Genomic DNA, 15,479 nt, shown 5'->3' on the forward strand with positions numbered 1-15,479 from the left:
GCTACAGTCCTGCCACCTGGGAGCGCTCCCAGTGCCAGTCAGCCCCCGTTCAGCACCGACGCTGCGAGGACCCCGATGCGAGCACAGAACGCCAACCACCCCGGCCGCGCCGACCGCCGACCTCGTCACAAGGCCAGGTTGGCCGCAGCGAGCGCGCTCTCCAGCGCATTGGTGGCCGGCGCGGTCGCCTTGGTCCTCGGCGGCGGCGCGACGACCGCGCAGGCGGCCGACTCGGTCTTCTACGTCGACCCAAACACCTCCGCGGCCAGGTGGGTGGCGCAGAACCCGAACGACTCGCGGGCCGCGGTGATCCGCGACCGCATCGCCAACACGCCCCAGGCGCGCTGGTTCACCACCACCAACACGTCCGAGGTCAGGGGCCAGGTGGACGCGTTCGTCGGCGCCGCCGCGGCGGCCGGGAAGATCCCGATCCTGGTCGTCTACAACGTGCCGAACCGGGACTGCGGCGGCGCGAGCGGCGGCGGTGCGCCGTCGCACTCGGCGTACCGGGCGTGGGTCGACCAGGTCGCCGCGGGTCTCGGGGGCCGTCCCGCGTCGATCGTGCTGGAGCCGGACGTGCTCCCGATCATGAGCACCTGCCAGAGCGAGTCGCAGCAGAACGAGACCAAGGCGTCGATGGCGTACGCGGGCAAGAAGCTGAAGGCCGGCTCGGCGCAGGCGAAGGTCTACTTCGACATCGGCCACTCGGCGTGGCTCACCCCCGGCGAGGCGGCCAACCGGTTGCGCGCGGCGGACATCGCCAACAGCGCGGACGGCATCTCCACCAACGTGTCGAACTACCGGTACACCCGCGACGAGGTCTCGTTCGCCAAGGCGGTGCTCAACAACCTGGGCGACTCACGGCTGAAGGCGGTCGTCGACACCAGCCGCAACGGCAACGGGCCGCTCGGCAGCGAGTGGTGCGACCCGGCGGGCCGGGCGATCGGCACGCCGAGCACCACCAACACGGGCGACTCGCAGATCGCCGCGTTCCTGTGGGTCAAGCTCCCCGGCGAGGCCGACGGCTGCATCGCGGGCGCCGGGCAGTTCGTGCCGCAGCGGGCGTACGACATGGCGATCGCGGCGGGACCGACCAGCACCACGACGTCGACCACCACGTCGACTTCGACCTCCACCACCACTTCCACCACAACCACTACCTCCACGACCACCACCTCGACCACGACCACGACTCCGCCCCCGGGCGGATGTCGGGTGACGCACCGCGTGGTGAGCCAGTGGTCGGGCGGTTACACCGGTGAGATCGTCATCACCAACGGGGGCGCGGCGCTCAACGGCTGGACGCTGACGTACTCCGCACCCGGTGTGACCGTTTCCCAGGGCTGGAACGGGACGTGGACCGACTCTGGCGACATCGTTCGCGTCGGCAACGCTCCCTGGAACGGCGGGCTCGCCACCGGTGGTACCGCGACCATCGGTTACAACGCGAGCTTCTCCGGCAGCACCCCACCGTTCGCTTCTCCCACTTTGAACGGTGCCGCGTGCGCCTGAGGCCGTAAGCCGGCCCTCCCTCGAAGCGGCTCCCCTCCCCGACTGGCAGTCAACGGGAGGGGGGCCGCTTCCCTCTCTATCCTGGCTGCGTGACCGAACCGATGTCCGTGGCGCACGGTGTCGCCCTGGCCCGCGACCCGGACGACGCGGTGCGCGAGGCGCTGTCGACCGATCCCGCCGCGCCCGCCGAGGCGTTGGCGGTGCTCGCCGACGACCCGCGGCCGGCGATCCGGGCGAACCTGCTCACCAACCCGGCCGTGCCCGCGGACCTGCGCTACCAGGTGCACGCGTCGCTCTCCGCCGAGGCCGCCGCCGGCGACCGGGAGGCGGAGAACGCGCTGGCCTGGGTGCGCTACGACCGTTCCGGCCGCACCCCGTGCGACCGGCCGGAATGACGTCCACGCGGGTGACGACCCGCTGCCCGTGCGGGCTGGGCGACCCCTACGAAACGTGCTGCGGCCCGTTCCACCAGGGCCACCGCACGGCGCCGACCGCCGAAGCGCTGATGCGCTCCCGCTACAGCGCGTTCGCCCTGGGCCAGGAGGACTACCTCCTGGCGACCTGGCACCCGTCCACCCGGCCGGCGTCCGTGGACCTGGATCCCGACCAGCGCTGGACCCATCTGGAGGTCCTGGCCCGGACCGGCGGCACGCCGTTCCAGACGACCGGCACGGTGGAGTTCCGAGCCCACTACCGCGTGCGGGGTCAACGCGACGTGCTGCACGAGAACAGCCGTTTCGTCCGGGAGGACGGCGCCTGGCTCTACTTGTCCCCGGTCGGACCCTCCGGGGCCTGACCTTCAGCAGCCACGTCCTGCGGGGCCTCAGCCTCCGGGGCCTCAGCTCCGGGCTTGCGCACGGAGGCCAGCAGGTTCCGGGCCACGTCACGCAGCTTGGTGTTGTGCCTCTGCGACTCATCCACCAGTCGGGTGAACGCCTCCTGGGCGCCGACGCCGTGCGCGGCCATCAGCACACCCTTGGCCTGGTCGATCTCCGCACGCGAGTCCAGCGCGCGCTGCAGGTGCTCGACCAGCCGCCGTGACCGCTCGTACTTGCGGAACCCGGTGATGGAGGTGGAGGCGGCGGTGACGAACAGCCGCAACAGCGCCTCGTCGAACGGGTCGAACGCGCGGGCGTCCGAGCTGTAGAGGTTCAGCGAGCCGATCACGTCGTTCTCGACCACGATCGGCGCGGACAGGTACGCCTGCACGCCCGCTTCTTCGGCGGCGGCGGCGAACTCGGGCCACTTCTCCCGGCCGCTCTTCACGGTGGCGCGCACCGGGCGCTGGGTCCTGGAGGCTTCCAGGCACGGCCCATCACCGATCGCATACTGCTTCCGGTCGATCTCGACGACCTTCTCGTCGGTCCAGGCCTCCGTCGACGCGCCCTCGGGCCCGACGACGGTCACGCTCACGTTCTCGGCGTCCGGGATGACCCGCGACGCCGATTCGACCAACTGCTGGAGCGCGTCGTTCAGTGTCTGGCCGGTCACCAGCACGCCGGCCAGTTCTTCCAGCGCCTCGCTGGCCTCGTCCAGCAGGGCCGCTGGTACTTGCGCTTCGATGCTCACAAGCCATTGTCTACACCTCGGGGGCCATAATCGCCCCAATCGAAGGTGGTGGACGAAGTGCGCGTGCTGCTCGTCGAGGACGACGACGGGGTCGCGGACGCCCTCGTCGAGGCGCTGGAGGCGAACGACCACCGGCCGAGCCGCGTGGCGCGCGGTGCGGACGCGCTGCTCGTCCACCGTGATTTCGACCTCCTGCTGCTCGACCTGGGCCTGCCCGACACCGACGGGCTGGAGGTGCTGCGCAAGATCCGCAGGGTGTCACCCGTTCCAGTGTTGGTGCTCACCGCACGGGGTGACGAGCGGTCGCTGGTGCGCGGCCTGCGCCTCGGCGCGGACGACTACCTGGTGAAACCGGTCCGGCTGGGCGAGCTGCTGGCCCGGATGGACGCGGTCGCGCGGCGCAGCTCGGCGCTCACCGGACCGAAGGGCCGCACCGTTCGGGTGGGTGACGTGGAGATCGACCTGGAGGGCAGGCGGGTCGTCGTCGGGGACGCGGAGGTCTTGTTGACCACCAAGGAGTTCGACGTGCTCGCGGCGTTGGCGAGTCGGGCCGGCACGGCGGTGAGCCGGCAGCAGCTGATGGACGAGGTCTGGGGCGACGCGTACCTGGCGGTGTCTCGGTCGTTGGACGTGCACCTCGCGGGGTTGCGGGCGAAGCTGGACCGCCCCGGTCTGCTCACCACCATCCGCGGTTTCGGCTACCGGTTGGGTGGGTGAATGCGCCGCCGCCTGCTGCTGGTGCTGCTGCTGTTCTCCGCTGCCGCCGTGGCGGCGTTCGCCGTGCCCCTGTTGTCGGCGACGGCCGCCGAGCGCACCCAGCGGTTCGTGCTGACCCGCACCGCCGACCTGGACCGGTTCGCCGCGCTGGCCCAGCAGGCGGAGACGACCGGTGACAGCGCGGCCCTGGTGGACGAGGTCGCCGCGTACGTCGAGCTGTACGGCGAGCCGGTCGTGGTGGTCGACGCGCGCCGCCGGCCCGTCGCCCAGGCCGGTCTGACCTCCGACGACCCCGCGTTGGCGCGGGTGTTGGACGCGGCCCTGCGCAACCAGCCGGCGTCGTCGGTGCCCACGGTGCTGCCGTGGTCGTCGGGGGACGTGGTGTTCGCCCGACCGGTCGGCACGGGCACGCGGGTGGCGGGGGCGGTGGTGCTCCGGGCGTCGGTGGACCGCGCGGCGGCGGACGTGACCGGGCGGTGGCTGCTGATCCTGGGTGGCGCGGTGGCGGCGGCGTTGATCTCGGTGCTGCTGGTCGCCGCGGTGACCCGGTGGCTGCTGAGACCGCTGGCGGAGTTGGCGGTCGGCGTGCGTGCGGTGGCGGCGGGCGAACGTCGGGCGCACGTGGCGAGCAGCAGCGGGCCGCCGGAGGTGCGGGAGCTGTCGGAGTCGTTCAACCGGATGTCGGACGCCGTGACGGAGGCCGCCGACCAGCAGCGGCGGCTGATCGCGGACGCGTCGCACCAGTTGCGGAACCCGATGGCGGCGTTGCGGCTGCGGATGGACACGTTGAGCGGGCAGGTGAAGCCCGAGGGCCTGCGTGCGTACGCGGCGGGCGTGGCCGAGATCGAGCGGCTGGAGTCGCTGCTGGACGGGCTGTTGGCGTTGGCTTCGGCGGAGAGCGCGGCCACGGAGGTCGCGGCGGGTGGGCGTGAGCCCGGGTTGACCGACGTGGGCGCGCTGGCGGTGGACCGGGCCGGGTTCTGGCAGGTCCCGGTACCCGGGACGCCGACGCTGCCGGTGCTGGTGCGCTGCCCGGAGTCGGACCTGGCGCAGGTGCTGGACGTGTTGCTGGACAACGCGGTGAAGTACGGCGGGGCGGTGCGGGTGTCGCTGGGCGCGGACCGTTCGGCCGGTGTGGGGTGGGTCGAGGTGCACGACGACGGTCCGGGGTTGACGGCGGAGGAGCTGGCGTTGGCGACGTCGAGGTTCTGGCGCGGGCGGTCGGGGAAGCCGGGCACGGGGCTCGGCCTGGCGATCGCGGACCAGTTGGTCAAGGCGCGGCAGGGCGTCCTGTCGTTGTCCTCGGTGGACGGGTTCACCGCGCGCGTGACGCTGCCGCTGGAGCCGGTGCTGTGAACCGGCGGGTGTTCCTCCTCGGGCTGCTGGCCGGCACGGCCGGGTGCACCGCTGGGGCGCCGTCCGGCGAGTTGGCCATCGCGGCCGGTGAGCGCGGCGGGATGTACTTCGACTTCGCCACCCTGCTCGCCGAGCAGCTGGTCGACGTGCGCGGGCGGGTGCTGGAGACGGAGGGCAGCCTGGCGAACCTGGCCCTGCTCGCCGACGGTCGGGCCCAGGTCGTGCTGACGCTCGCCGACTCGGCCCGCGTCGCCGATCCCGGTCTGGAGCTGCGTGCCCTCGGTCGGGTGTACGAGAACTACCTCCAGCTCGTGGTGCGCGAGGACGATCCGGCGCGGATGCCCGCCGACCTGGCCGGGCGGACCCTGTCGCTGGGCGCCGAGGGGTCGGGCGCGTCGCTGTCCGGTGAGCGGATGCTGGTCGCCCTGGGTCTGCGGGACTCGGTGCGGGTGGAGCACTTCAGGCTCGGCGACGCCGCCCAGGCGTTGGTGGAACGGCGGATCGACGCGCTGCTGTGGTCGGGCGGGGTGCCGACGCCGATGTTGGACGGGCTGACCGGGATCCGGCTGCTGCCGCTCGCCGAGCTGCTGCCCGGTCTGCGCGCGGCGCACGGTTCGGTGTACGAGCAGGTGCCGGTGCCGGTGGGCGTCTACGGGGCGACCCGCGAGGTGCCGACGATCGGGGTGGCGAACCTGCTGGTGTGCCGGGCGTCGCTGCCGGACGCGGTGGCCGCCGCGATCACCCGCACGTTGATCTCCCGTGCCGCCGCCCTGGTGCCCCAGCAGACGCTCGGCACCCAGTTCCTGGACGTCCGCAGTCTGATCGGCACCGCCGGCCTCCCCCTCCACCCCGGCGCCGCCGCCACCTACCGCACCATCCACGGCTGACCCCCCGCGTGAGTCCTCCGTCCTGAACGGAGGACTCACGGGGTCATGTGTTGGCGGTGTAGGCCTCGCGGAGCAGGCAGAGGGTGTCGTCGTCCACGTCGTCGGCGCTGACGATGCCGATCCGGACGGTGATGGTGTCGTTGCCCAGGGAACGCGCCGCTTCGAGGCGACCGGTCGCCTCGTGGCCGGCCAACCGCAGGCCCAGGTCGACGCGGGCGCGCGAAGTCGCCTTGACGATGGCGAACGTGCGCCGCGGCGACACCAGCGCCACGTACGTCTTGCGCGCCTGGACGCGCATCGGCCCCAGCAACGCCGCCTCGGCCAGCAGCCGGTCGAGGATGGGACGCAGCTCGGGCCGGTCGGCGTACTGGGCGTCCACCAACGCGTCCGACGACGCCTCCAGCACGTCCGGGTAGCCGAACCGCTCCATCACCAACAGCATCTGCGGGTACCCGGTGACACCCTGCTCCCGCAGCCAGACCCGCAGGTCACGCTCGTTGCCGAGCCCCGAGGACAGCACCCGCCGGTTCCACTCGGGCACGCCCTCGCCGGTGCCGCGGCGCAGCTGCGCCGCGGACCAGTCGACCATCTCCCGCAACCTCGTCGACACCACGGCCGACATCCTGCCCGCTCAGGGCAGACGTTGCCCGAAGAGCAGCGCGCCGGCCACGGCGACCATCCCCAGCACGGTGCCCAACACCACCCACGGCCGCGACGCGTCGGCCTGCTTCTTCTCGTAACCGATCTGCTCGCCCAGCGTGTCGTACACCCGGCGCAGCTCCTCGGCGCTCGCCGCCTTGAAGAACTCACCGCCGGACCGCTCGGCGATCTCCTTCATGGAATCGTCGTCCACCGGCACTTCCTGCTGCCGTCCCTCGATCTCGACCACGCCGTCCTCGGTGCCGAACGAGATCGTGGAGATCGGGATGCCGGCCTTCTTCGCGTCATCGGCCGCCTCGGTCGCCTTGCGGGTGCCGACCGTCTCCTTGCCGTCGGTCATCAGCACGACGCGCGCCGGCGGTGGGCCGTCCGCGCCGCCGACGACCTTGCCGAACGAGTCGACCGCCGCCAGCGCGGCCACGATCGCGTCACCGGTGGCCGTCGACTGGGCGAGCTTCAGCCCGTCGATGCTCTGGGTGACCGCCTCGCGGTCGGTGGTCGGCGCGACCAGCACGGTGGCCGACCCGGCGAACGAGATCAGCCCGAGGTTGATGCCCGGCGTGAGCCCGTCGGCGAACGACTTGGCGGCGACCTGCGCGGCCTCCAGCCGGGACGGCTTGACGTCCGTCGACTTCATCGACAGCGACGTGTCGATCACCAGCATCACGGTCGCGCGGTTGCGCGGCACCTTCTGCTCGGCGGTCGGCCCGGCCAGCGCCACCGTCAGCACGATGAACGCCACCATCAGCAACGCCGCCGGCACGTGCCTGTACCAGCCCTGCCGCTTGGGCGCGACCTTCTCCAGCATCGGCAGGTTGGCGAACCGCAGCGTCCGCTTGCGCAGCACGCGTTGCAGCACCACGTAGAACACCGCGAGCGCCGCCACCACGAGGAGCAGCAGGAACCACCACGGCGCGGTGAAGCCGGACAGGCTCATCAGGCCACCCCTCCCGACCAGCGGCGCTTGCGTGCGACGACGAAGCGGACAATGTCGGCGATCCAGTCCGAGTCGGTGCGCAGGACCAGGTGGCCCGCACCGGCGCGGCGCAGGCCGGAGGCCACCTCGGCACGGTGTTCGGCCGCCGCCGCCGCGAACTCGCGGCGCAACAACGGGGACGCCACCACCTCGCGTTGCCGACCGCTCTCCGGGTCGGCCAGCACGACCGTGCCGACGTCCGGCAAGTCGATGTCGCGCGGGTCGATCACCTCGATGGCCACCAGGTCGTGCCGGGCGGACAACGCGCGCAGCGGGCGCTGCCAGTCCGTGCCGCCGAGGAAGTCCGAGATCACCACGACCAGACCGCGGCGACGCGGCGGGCGGCGCAACTGCTCGACCACCTCGGCCAGCGAACCGCGGGTGCCCTCCGGCGCGCGGGGTGTCTCGGCGACCTTGCGGATCAGGCCCCGCGAGTGCGCCAGGCCGCCGCGCGCCGGCACCCGGGCCAGGTTCTCGCCGGTCGACACCAAGGCGCCGATCCGGTTGCCGCCGCCACGGGTCAGGTGCGCGACCGCGGCCGTCGCGGCGACCGCGAGGTCACGCTTCTCGCACGCCGCCGTGCCGAAGTCGAGGCTCGGGGACAGGTCGATCGCGAGCCACGTCTCCAGCTCGCGGTCGGCGACCGTCTCCCGGATGTGCGGCACGGTGGTGCGGGCGGTGACCGCCCAGTCCATCCGCCGGACGTCGTCGCCGGGCTGGTAGGGCCGCGCCTCGCCGGGCTCGGAGCCCGGTCCGGGGACGAGGCCCAGGTGGTTGCCCTGGAGCAGCCCGTCGAGCCGGCGGCGGACCTCCAGTTCGAGCGTGCGCAGCGCCGCTTCCATCCGACCGCCGTGCAGGATCGGCGGCGCCCAGTTCGGCCGCTCGGGGATCGCCGGAGTCGACTCGGTCACGGCCTGCCCGCGGGCTGCGGGGCCTGCGGACGTGCCGAGACCTGCGGCAACGGCACGGTCTGGAGCACCCGGGTGATGATGTGGTCCAGCGGGACGCCGTCGGCCAGCGCGTCGTAGGACAGCACCAGGCGGTGGCGCAGCACGTCCGGCACCACGTCCACGACGTCCTGCGGCAGCACGTAGTCGCGCCCGCGGACCAGGGCCAGGGCGCGCGCGGCGGCGATGATGCCGAGGCTGGCGCGCGGCGAGGCGCCGTACGCGACCCACCCGGCCACGTCGTTGAGCTGGTGCTCCTTGGGCGCGCGGGTCGCGATGACCACCCGCACCACGTAGTCGACCAGCGCGTGGTGCACGAACACCCGCGAGGCCACGCCCTGGAGGCGGACCAGCTCGTCCGCGCCGAGCACCTGGCTGGGCACCGGCGACTCGACGCCCATCCGGTAGACGATCTCCCGCTCCTCCTCGGCCGTCGGGTACTCGACCTGGATCTTGAACAGGAACCGGTCGCGCTGGGCCTCGGGCAGCGGGTAGACGCCCTCGTTCTCGATCGGGTTCTGGGTGGCCAGGACCAGGAACGGGTTGGGCATCGGGAAGGTCTTGCCGCCGATGGACACGTGCCGCTCGGCCATGACCTCCAGCATCGCCGACTGGACCTTGGCGGGCGCGCGGTTGATCTCGTCGGCGAGCACGAAGTTCGCCACCACCGGGCCGAGCTCGACGTCGAACGTCTCGCTGCCCTGGCGGTAGATGCGGGTGCCGAGGATGTCGGCGGGCACCAGGTCGGGGGTGAACTGGACGCGGGAGAACGAGCCGCCGACGACGTTGGCGAAAGTCTCCACGGCCAGCGTCTTGGCCACGCCGGGCACGCCCTCCAGCAGCAGGTGGCCCTTGGCCAGCAGACCGACGAGCATCCGCTCGACCAGCCGGTCCTGACCGACGATCACCCGCTTGACCTCGAACACGGTGCGTTCGAGCAGCTGGGCGTCACGAGCCGGCGTGTGGATCGCCTCGGCGGCGGGCTCGGACAAAGGTCCTCCTCGACAGGGTTGTGCGACTGCCCGCCCAGTCTCCCCCGACGACGGTATGGACCTTGTGAAGGGGGTCCTGACGTGCTCGACGGCCCGTTCCCGCACGCGTGACCGCCTGCCGGCTCGCGCTGACCCGTCGACCACTCAGGCACCGCGAGTCCTCCGATCGGGCACCGCGAGTCCTCCGGTCGGGCACCGCGAGCCGCGCGCTGAGGCCGTTATCGGGTGAGGTCGTGGGGGGTGTCGACGTCGTGCGCCTCACCTGGCCGGGCGGCGACGGTCACCGGGGTCAACGGGCCGAGGACGGAGCGCATCGAGACGTCACGGGGGTCGGCGGGCAGTGCGCTGCGCAGCGCTTCCGTGCGCCACGCGCCGGTGAGCCACTGATGCCGGCCGGCATCGTCCACGAGCACCGCACCGGTGTCACCGACCGCCGCCAGCAGCCGGTCCACCGTGGACCGCGTGATGCCCGGCTGGTCCACCGCCAGCACCACGACCACCTCGGCGTCCACGTGCGCGAGCCCTGCCGCCAAGCCCGCCAGCGGTCCCCCGCCCGGCGGGTCCTCCCGTGCCCACGTCACGCCGGGCACACCGTCCTTGCCCGGACCGACGACGACGGTCTGCCGTGCGGGCGCAACGGCGGTCAGCACGTGGTCGAGGAGCGTGCGGCCGTCGACCACGACCGACGCCTTGTCGACCCCGCCCAGCCTGCTGCCCCGCCCACCCGCGAGGACCACCGCCGCCCAGGACGTCACGCGCCAACGGTAGCCGCGACCTACGCGGGCTCGCCCAGCGCGTCGTCCTCCGCGGTGAACAGCATCCACAGCAGCGCCGCCACCACCAGCGCGCTCGTCACGAACACCGGGAACACCAGGTCGAACACGCTCGTGCCCACCGGCACGTCGAACGCCGGGTCGACGTCCACCCGCACCGCCGCCATGCCGGTGTAGTGCATCCCGGTGACCGCCACCCCCATGATCAACCCGGCCGCCAGCCGCGCCACCGTCGCCTTCACCACCAGGGTGAACCAGAACGCGGCGGTCGCGGCCACCACAGCGATCACGCACGACAGCACGACCATGGTCCGGTCGTAGGAGATCTCACCCCGGAACCGGATCGCGGACATGCCCATGTAGTGCATCCCGGCCACGCCGAGCCCGGCCACCGCACCCGCGATCAGCAGCCGCATCCTGGTGAACCGCAGGAGCGTGACCAGGGACAGCCCGACCCCGACCACCCCGATCGCGACCGCGGCGGACAGCGCGGTGACGGGCGCCGAGTACTTGACCGCCGTGCCGGGCACGTCGAAGCCCAGCATGGCGATGAAGTGCATGAGCCAGATGGCGACGCCGCCGATCGAGACCGCGCCGAACACCGTCCACCGCACCTTGGCGCCGCGGGCCTGCTCCGCGCGGGCGCGGGCCATGCACGCCAGGCCCAGCAGCGAGCCGACGACGGAGACGACGTAGGCGAGCGCGAGGGTGGAGAGACCGTCCGAGAAGTGCTGCATCGAGTCGTGGTTCACAAGGGCACACCGATCCTGGGTCCAGGTGAGGCGCGCCGCGCTTCCCCATGAACTCGGCGGCACGCCACATTCCTAACCCGCTGTAATCACTTTCACCACATCGGACCAGGCATGTTCATAAAGTCGCAATCGAGATGGCCTATTTCTCTACTGTGGGTAGTCATGCCCTGCGCTGAACGGCCCACACCTGCCCCCATGTGGGTGAGAGTCCACAAATCGCGCCTCAACCTGCGGAGTGGACCAACCAGGGGTCCGCCAGCGCCCCACCTCCCCCGACCGCGACGGGCGGGTCGCGTCGTGACCACCCAGGACGGCTAACCGCCCGCCCGCCGGCCGACCACCCGGTTCCGACCGGCGTCCTTCGCCTCCAGCACCGCCACGCTCGCCTCCTCCACCGCATCGGTCACCGACGCGCCGGGCAGCACCTCCACCACGCCGATCGACACCGTCACCACCCCGCCGGCGTTGCCCCGGTGCTCGACGCCCAGCCGTTCCACCGCCTGCCTGATCCGCTCGCCCAACGCCAGCGCGCCCTCCAGCCGGGTGTCCGGCAGCAGCACGGTGAACTCCTCGCCCCCGTACCGGTACGCGCGGTCGGCGGACCGGGCGGTGCGGTGGATGGCCTGGCCGACCTCGCGCAACGTCTCGTGCCCGGCCAGGTAGCGGTACAGGGTGTTGTAGCTGTGGAAGCGGTCGATGTCGACCAGCAGCAGGCCGTACGGCTCGCCCACGCGGTTGAGCCCGGCGTGGTCGGCGTCGAACGTGGCCGGGTTCGGCAGGCCGGTCCGCTGGTCGATGGTCGCCGCCTCGGCCAGCGCCCGGTTCTCCGCGTGCAGCTCCTCCAGCCGTTCGGCGAGCCGGTCGACCTGGTGCTTGCGGGCCAGCGCCCAGTCCTCCAGGTCCTCGTCGTACACGGCCACGCCCACCGGGCCGATCGTCTTCGCCCGGTACATCGCCAGGTCCGCCTGGTGCAGCAGGTCCTCCGCGCCGTGACCCGGCCGGACGAACGTGATGCCGGCCGACACCGACACCCGGACCACGCCGTCCGCCAACGTCACCGGCGTGGCGATCACGGACAGGATCTCGCGCGCGGCGGCGATGGCCTGCTGTTCGTCCAGCCGGTCGAGCAGCACGACGAACTCGTCGCCGCCGAGCCGCGCCGCCGTGCCGCGACCGGTCACGACGGCGGCCAGCCGGAACGCGACGAGGCGCAGCACGTGGTCGCCCACCGCGTGGCCGTGGTGGTCGTTGACCTCCTTGAACTGGTCGAGGTCGAGGAACAGCAGCACCGTGCCCGGCGCGCCGCGCACCGCCTGCTCCAGCCGGGGCAGGAATCCGGTGCGGTTCGCCAGACCGGTCAGCACGTCGGTGTTGAGCCGGCTGCCCAGTTCGTCCGCCGCCTCCGCCCAGCCCGTGACGTCGAGCGCCACCACCACCAGGCCGCGCACGTCCGGGTCCTCGGTCAGGTCTCGGGCGACGAGGTCGACGCGCCGGTGCACGGACCCCTCCACCGGCACCGCGCACGTGCACCGCGACGCGCCCGTGCGGCCCACCGCCTGGAGGAACGTGCCGACCGCCGCCGCGTGGCAGGACGCCACCAGGTCGGGCAGGACACCGGACGCAGCGCCGAACAGCCGCCGCGCCGCCGGGGAAGCCCACCGGACGGAGAGGTCGGTCGGGTCGACCACCAGCACCGCGGCGTCGGCGTGTTCGAGCACCGCCTGGTGGAAGCGGCCGTTCATCGCGACGCGCTGGGGAACCGCGGCGCGGCCTGGTCCGCGGCACCGCGGCCACGTCTCCCGGTGTTCGCCCCGCCGTCATCGGGCAGCAGTGAGCCGGCCGTCATGGTCCCCCCTGGACGTGACTTCCCTCAGATCTCCGGACGTTACCGAATCCGTGTCGCGCATTCGGGTGATCATGACCGAAATTACCAAATATCCGCATTTCGGGACACTGATTCGCCACCACGCCGAATAAGGGGCATATTCGCCCTGAGTCCACAGTGGACCGGGCAATCCGAGTCCCGACCCCGCCATCCCGCTCCCGCTCGACCAGGTGAACCGGCTCAAGCCGTACGCGCGACCTGCCGATGGGGCGGTGCTCGATCGAGCGAGATCCAGACCTGTGCGGGAGGAGTTCGGCATGGTCTTGCGCGACCGCGTCCGCGACGTCGTGGACGGCAAGCGCTTCCAGCGGATGATCATCGGGGTGATCGTGGTCAACGCGATCGCCCTCGGCTGCGAGACGTCACCGGCCGTGGTTTCGTCGTACGGCGGCCTGTTGACCATGCTGGACAACGCCGCCATGGTGATCTTCGTCGCCGAGTTGGCCGCGCGGTTCTACGCGCACCGCCTCCGGTTCTTCCGCGACCCGTGGAACTGCTTCGACCTCGCCGTGGTCGGCATCGCCCTGCTGCCCGCCGCCGGGCCGCTGTCCGTGATCCGGGCGCTGCGCATCCTGCGCGCGCTGCGCCTGGTCGCGATGGTGCCGAGCATGCGCCGCGTGGTGACCGCGCTGGTGCGGTCGATCCCGGGCCTGCTGTCGCTGTCCGGTCTGCTCGTGCTGCTGCTGTACGTCAGCGGTGTGGTCGCCATCAACCTGTTCCGCCCCAGCGGCGATCCCCGCTTCGGCGACCTCGGGTCGACCGTGCTGACGCTGTTCCAGATCACCACCGGTGACGGCTGGTCGGACGTGATGCGGGACCTGATGGCCACGCAACCGCTGGCCTGGGTCTTCTTCCTGGTCTACCTGCTCGTCGGCACGTTCACCATGCTGAACCTGTTCATCGCGGTGGTGTGCAGCGCGATGGAGTCCGAATCCGAATCCGAACCCCGGTCCGAGTCCAGTCCCCAGCCCCAGCCCCAGCCCGAACCCGAGCCCGACAAGCCCGCGAAGGCGAGCGCCCCGGACGACCGGCTGCTGGAGGAGATCAGGGCGCTGCGCGAGGAAGTGCGGGCGCTGCGCCTCGAACCGGTGGGCGATCGCGGCTGAGCGAGACAGCGGCTACAGCAGGCGCGTGGCGTACGGCATGATCCCGCCGTACCGGACGGGGGCGACGCGGACGGACGAGCCGGAGTACGGCGCCTCGACCATCATGCCGCCGCCCAGGTACAGGGCGACGTGGGTGCCGCCGCCCGGACCCCAGAACAGCATGTCGCCGCGCTGCGCCTGGGCGAGCGGCACCTTGCGGCCGGCGTTGTACTGGTAGCCGCTGTAGTGCGGCAGGTAAACGCCCACACCCGCGAACGCGTACATCATCAGCCCCGAGCAGTCGAAGCCGACGCTGTAGTAGTCGCCGTGCGCGTCGCCGACGCCGCCGTCGCGGATGCCGACGGTCGGGCCGTCGTAGTTGCCGCCTCCCCAGGAGTACCGCACGCCGAGTTGGCTCATCGCACGGGCGACGACGGTCTCCACGCCGCCGGGGCTCGGCCGCACCACGGGCTGCGGACGAACGGCCGGCGGTGGCGCGGGCTGAGCGGCAGCAGCCGCGGCCAGTGCCGCCTGGCGCGCGGCTTCCTCCTCCGCGCGGCGCTTGTCGGCCAGCCACTGGTTGTACTGGGCGCGCTGGCCTTCCAACCCTTCCACCGCGCCCAACGCCTGGTCGAGCTCACCCTCCACCGCGGCCTTGTCGTCTCGGATGCGCTGCGCGGCGGCGGCCTCGCCCCGCTGTGCCTCGGAAGCGGCGGCCTGGGCGGCGTCCGCCTGCTGCTTCGCCTGCTCGGCGGTGGCCTCCTTCCGGCCGGCCAGGTCGAGCGCGGCACGGGCGGCGGCGTCCTTGTTCGCCTTCTCGCCCCGGCTGCGCTCCACGTCGTCCAGCGCGTCGAGGCTGGACTCGCTGACCGCCTCCAGCAGCTGCGCGCGGGCGAGCAGGTCCTCCGGGCTGGACGCGCCGATGTAGGCGGAGACCGAGCCGACGAGGCTGCCCTGCCGGAAGCTGGCGCCGGCGAACTCGTCCAGCCGGACGCGGGCCTGCTCGACGGCGTGACCGGCGGCGTCGGCCTCGACCTTCGCCGCCTCCGCCTCGCGGCGCGCCCGGTCGGCCTCGTCCCGCGCGGTTTCCAGGTCGACCCGCGCCTTGTTCGCCAGCTCCATCTTGAACGCGACGTCGTCGGTCAGCTGCCGCAGGCGGGCCTCGGCGTCGGTGAGCCGACCGGTCAGCTCGCCGACCAGCGCTGCCTTCGCGTCCGCCTGCTGCCGGCCGGCGCCGATCTCGGCGTCACTGGGATTGGGAGGTGGTGGCGGCACGGCGACGGCCGTGCCCGCCAGACCCACCACGGTGATCAGCGAGACCACGATCGGGACCATCCACCGCGTCACGACCCCCGCCTCCTCGCGCAT

16 protein-coding genes are annotated in these 15,479 nt (G+C 72.3%); 7 read left to right on the forward strand and 9 right to left on the reverse strand.

Translation table 11 applies throughout. The features are described 5' to 3' along the window. Positions 1–75: 75 nt before the first annotated feature. The 3 genes from ACRAKI_RS24675 (at position 76) to ACRAKI_RS24685 (ending at position 2,308) form a co-directional block, all read left to right on the forward strand. A complete protein-coding gene (locus ACRAKI_RS24675) occupies positions 76–1,512 on the forward strand; it encodes a glycoside hydrolase family 6 protein (RefSeq protein WP_447002894.1) in 1,437 nt (478 codons plus the stop codon). An 89-nt stretch (positions 1,513–1,601) separates the two neighbouring features. Then, positions 1,602–1,907, forward strand: coding sequence for a hypothetical protein (locus ACRAKI_RS24680; protein ID WP_447002895.1), 306 nt, complete (start codon positions 1,602–1,604; stop codon positions 1,905–1,907). Then, a complete protein-coding gene (locus tag ACRAKI_RS24685; RefSeq protein ID WP_447002896.1) occupies positions 1,904–2,308 on the forward strand; it encodes a YchJ family protein in 405 nt (134 codons plus the stop codon). The genes ACRAKI_RS24680 and ACRAKI_RS24685 overlap by 4 nt, the downstream gene beginning before the upstream one ends. On the opposite strand, the gene ACRAKI_RS24690 is transcribed toward ACRAKI_RS24685, so the two are convergent. Next, entirely contained in the window at positions 2,275–3,081 is an 807-nt protein-coding gene (locus tag ACRAKI_RS24690) for an ANTAR domain-containing protein (protein WP_447002897.1), read from the reverse strand. The genes ACRAKI_RS24685 and ACRAKI_RS24690 overlap by 34 nt on opposite strands. 57 nt (positions 3,082–3,138) lie before the next feature. Between ACRAKI_RS24690 and ACRAKI_RS24695 the strand changes: the two genes are divergently transcribed. Genes ACRAKI_RS24695 through ACRAKI_RS24705 form a run of 3 tightly spaced genes read left to right on the forward strand, consistent with a single transcriptional unit; the run spans position 3,139 to position 6,041 of the window. Then, complete coding sequence (locus tag ACRAKI_RS24695) at positions 3,139–3,798, forward strand: response regulator transcription factor (protein WP_447008499.1); 660 nt, start codon at positions 3,139–3,141, stop codon at positions 3,796–3,798. After that, on the forward strand, positions 3,799–5,154 hold the full coding sequence (locus ACRAKI_RS24700) for an ATP-binding protein (protein WP_447002898.1): 1,356 nt from the start codon (positions 3,799–3,801) through the stop codon (positions 5,152–5,154). Beyond that, the gene (locus ACRAKI_RS24705) at positions 5,151–6,041 is read left to right on the forward strand and encodes a TAXI family TRAP transporter solute-binding subunit (RefSeq protein ID WP_447002899.1); all 891 of its coding nucleotides are present in this window, start codon (positions 5,151–5,153) and stop codon (positions 6,039–6,041) included. Before ACRAKI_RS24700 ends, ACRAKI_RS24705 begins: the two co-directional genes overlap by 4 nt. Positions 6,042–6,084: 43 nt before the next feature. Here the strand turns inward: ACRAKI_RS24705 and ACRAKI_RS24710 are convergent, their stop codons facing one another. The 7 genes from ACRAKI_RS24710 to ACRAKI_RS24740 form a co-directional block, all read right to left on the reverse strand. Further along, positions 6,085–6,654, reverse strand: coding sequence for a DUF5655 domain-containing protein (locus ACRAKI_RS24710; protein WP_447002900.1), 570 nt, complete (start codon positions 6,652–6,654; stop codon positions 6,085–6,087). 18 nt (positions 6,655–6,672) lie between these two features. Further along, positions 6,673–7,638: a VWA domain-containing protein gene (locus ACRAKI_RS24715; protein ID WP_447002901.1), complete on the reverse strand. Its 966-nt coding sequence runs from the start codon at positions 7,636–7,638 to the stop codon at positions 6,673–6,675. Beyond that, complete coding sequence (locus ACRAKI_RS24720; RefSeq protein ID WP_447008500.1) at positions 7,638–8,519, reverse strand: DUF58 domain-containing protein; 882 nt, start codon at positions 8,517–8,519, stop codon at positions 7,638–7,640. The genes ACRAKI_RS24715 and ACRAKI_RS24720 overlap by 1 nt, the downstream gene beginning before the upstream one ends. A 65-nt stretch (positions 8,520–8,584) precedes the next feature. Next, entirely contained in the window at positions 8,585–9,616 is a 1,032-nt protein-coding gene (locus ACRAKI_RS24725; protein ID WP_447002902.1) for an AAA family ATPase, read from the reverse strand. 218 nt (positions 9,617–9,834) lie between these two features. Next, positions 9,835–10,371, reverse strand: coding sequence for a molybdenum cofactor guanylyltransferase (gene mobA, locus ACRAKI_RS24730; protein ID WP_447002903.1), 537 nt, complete (start codon positions 10,369–10,371; stop codon positions 9,835–9,837). A 20-nt stretch (positions 10,372–10,391) separates the two neighbouring features. Then, entirely contained in the window at positions 10,392–11,141 is a 750-nt protein-coding gene (locus ACRAKI_RS24735; RefSeq protein ID WP_447002904.1) for an MHYT domain-containing protein, read from the reverse strand. A gap of 314 nt (positions 11,142–11,455) precedes the next feature. Further along, positions 11,456–12,883 carry a diguanylate cyclase domain-containing protein gene (locus tag ACRAKI_RS24740; protein ID WP_447002905.1) on the reverse strand — a complete coding sequence of 476 codons (1,428 nt, stop codon included), beginning with the start codon at positions 12,881–12,883 and terminating at the stop codon, positions 11,456–11,458. Between the two features lie 400 nt (positions 12,884–13,283). Here ACRAKI_RS24740 and ACRAKI_RS24745 point away from each other — a divergent pair, with 400 nt between their 5' ends. Then, entirely contained in the window at positions 13,284–14,132 is an 849-nt protein-coding gene (locus ACRAKI_RS24745; RefSeq protein ID WP_447002906.1) for an ion transporter, read from the forward strand. Positions 14,133–14,144: 12 nt separating this feature from the next. Here the strand turns inward: ACRAKI_RS24745 and ACRAKI_RS24750 are convergent, their stop codons facing one another. After that, positions 14,145–15,479, reverse strand: coding sequence for an NlpC/P60 family protein (locus ACRAKI_RS24750; RefSeq protein ID WP_447002907.1), 1,335 nt, complete (start codon positions 15,477–15,479; stop codon positions 14,145–14,147).

The sequence above is a fragment of the Saccharothrix isguenensis genome, from assembly GCF_052936305.1.

Coding starts and splice junctions, on each gene's coding strand:
- ACRAKI_RS24675 (WP_447002894.1), top strand. CDS start 76: ATGCGAGCACAGAACGCCAACCACCCCGGCCGCGCCGACCGCCGACCT.
- ACRAKI_RS24740 (WP_447002905.1), bottom strand. CDS start 12,883: ATGAACGGCCGCTTCCACCAGGCGGTGCTCGAACACGCCGACGCCGCG.
- ACRAKI_RS24685 (WP_447002896.1), top strand. CDS start 1,904: ATGACGTCCACGCGGGTGACGACCCGCTGCCCGTGCGGGCTGGGCGAC.
- ACRAKI_RS24715 (WP_447002901.1), bottom strand. CDS start 7,638: ATGAGCCTGTCCGGCTTCACCGCGCCGTGGTGGTTCCTGCTGCTCCTC.
- ACRAKI_RS24700 (WP_447002898.1), top strand. CDS start 3,799: ATGCGCCGCCGCCTGCTGCTGGTGCTGCTGCTGTTCTCCGCTGCCGCC.
- ACRAKI_RS24745 (WP_447002906.1), top strand. CDS start 13,284: ATGGTCTTGCGCGACCGCGTCCGCGACGTCGTGGACGGCAAGCGCTTC.
- ACRAKI_RS24750 (WP_447002907.1), bottom strand. CDS start 15,479: ATGCGCGAGGAGGCGGGGGTCGTGACGCGGTGGATGGTCCCGATCGTG.
- ACRAKI_RS24720 (WP_447008500.1), bottom strand. CDS start 8,519: ATGGAAGCGGCGCTGCGCACGCTCGAACTGGAGGTCCGCCGCCGGCTC.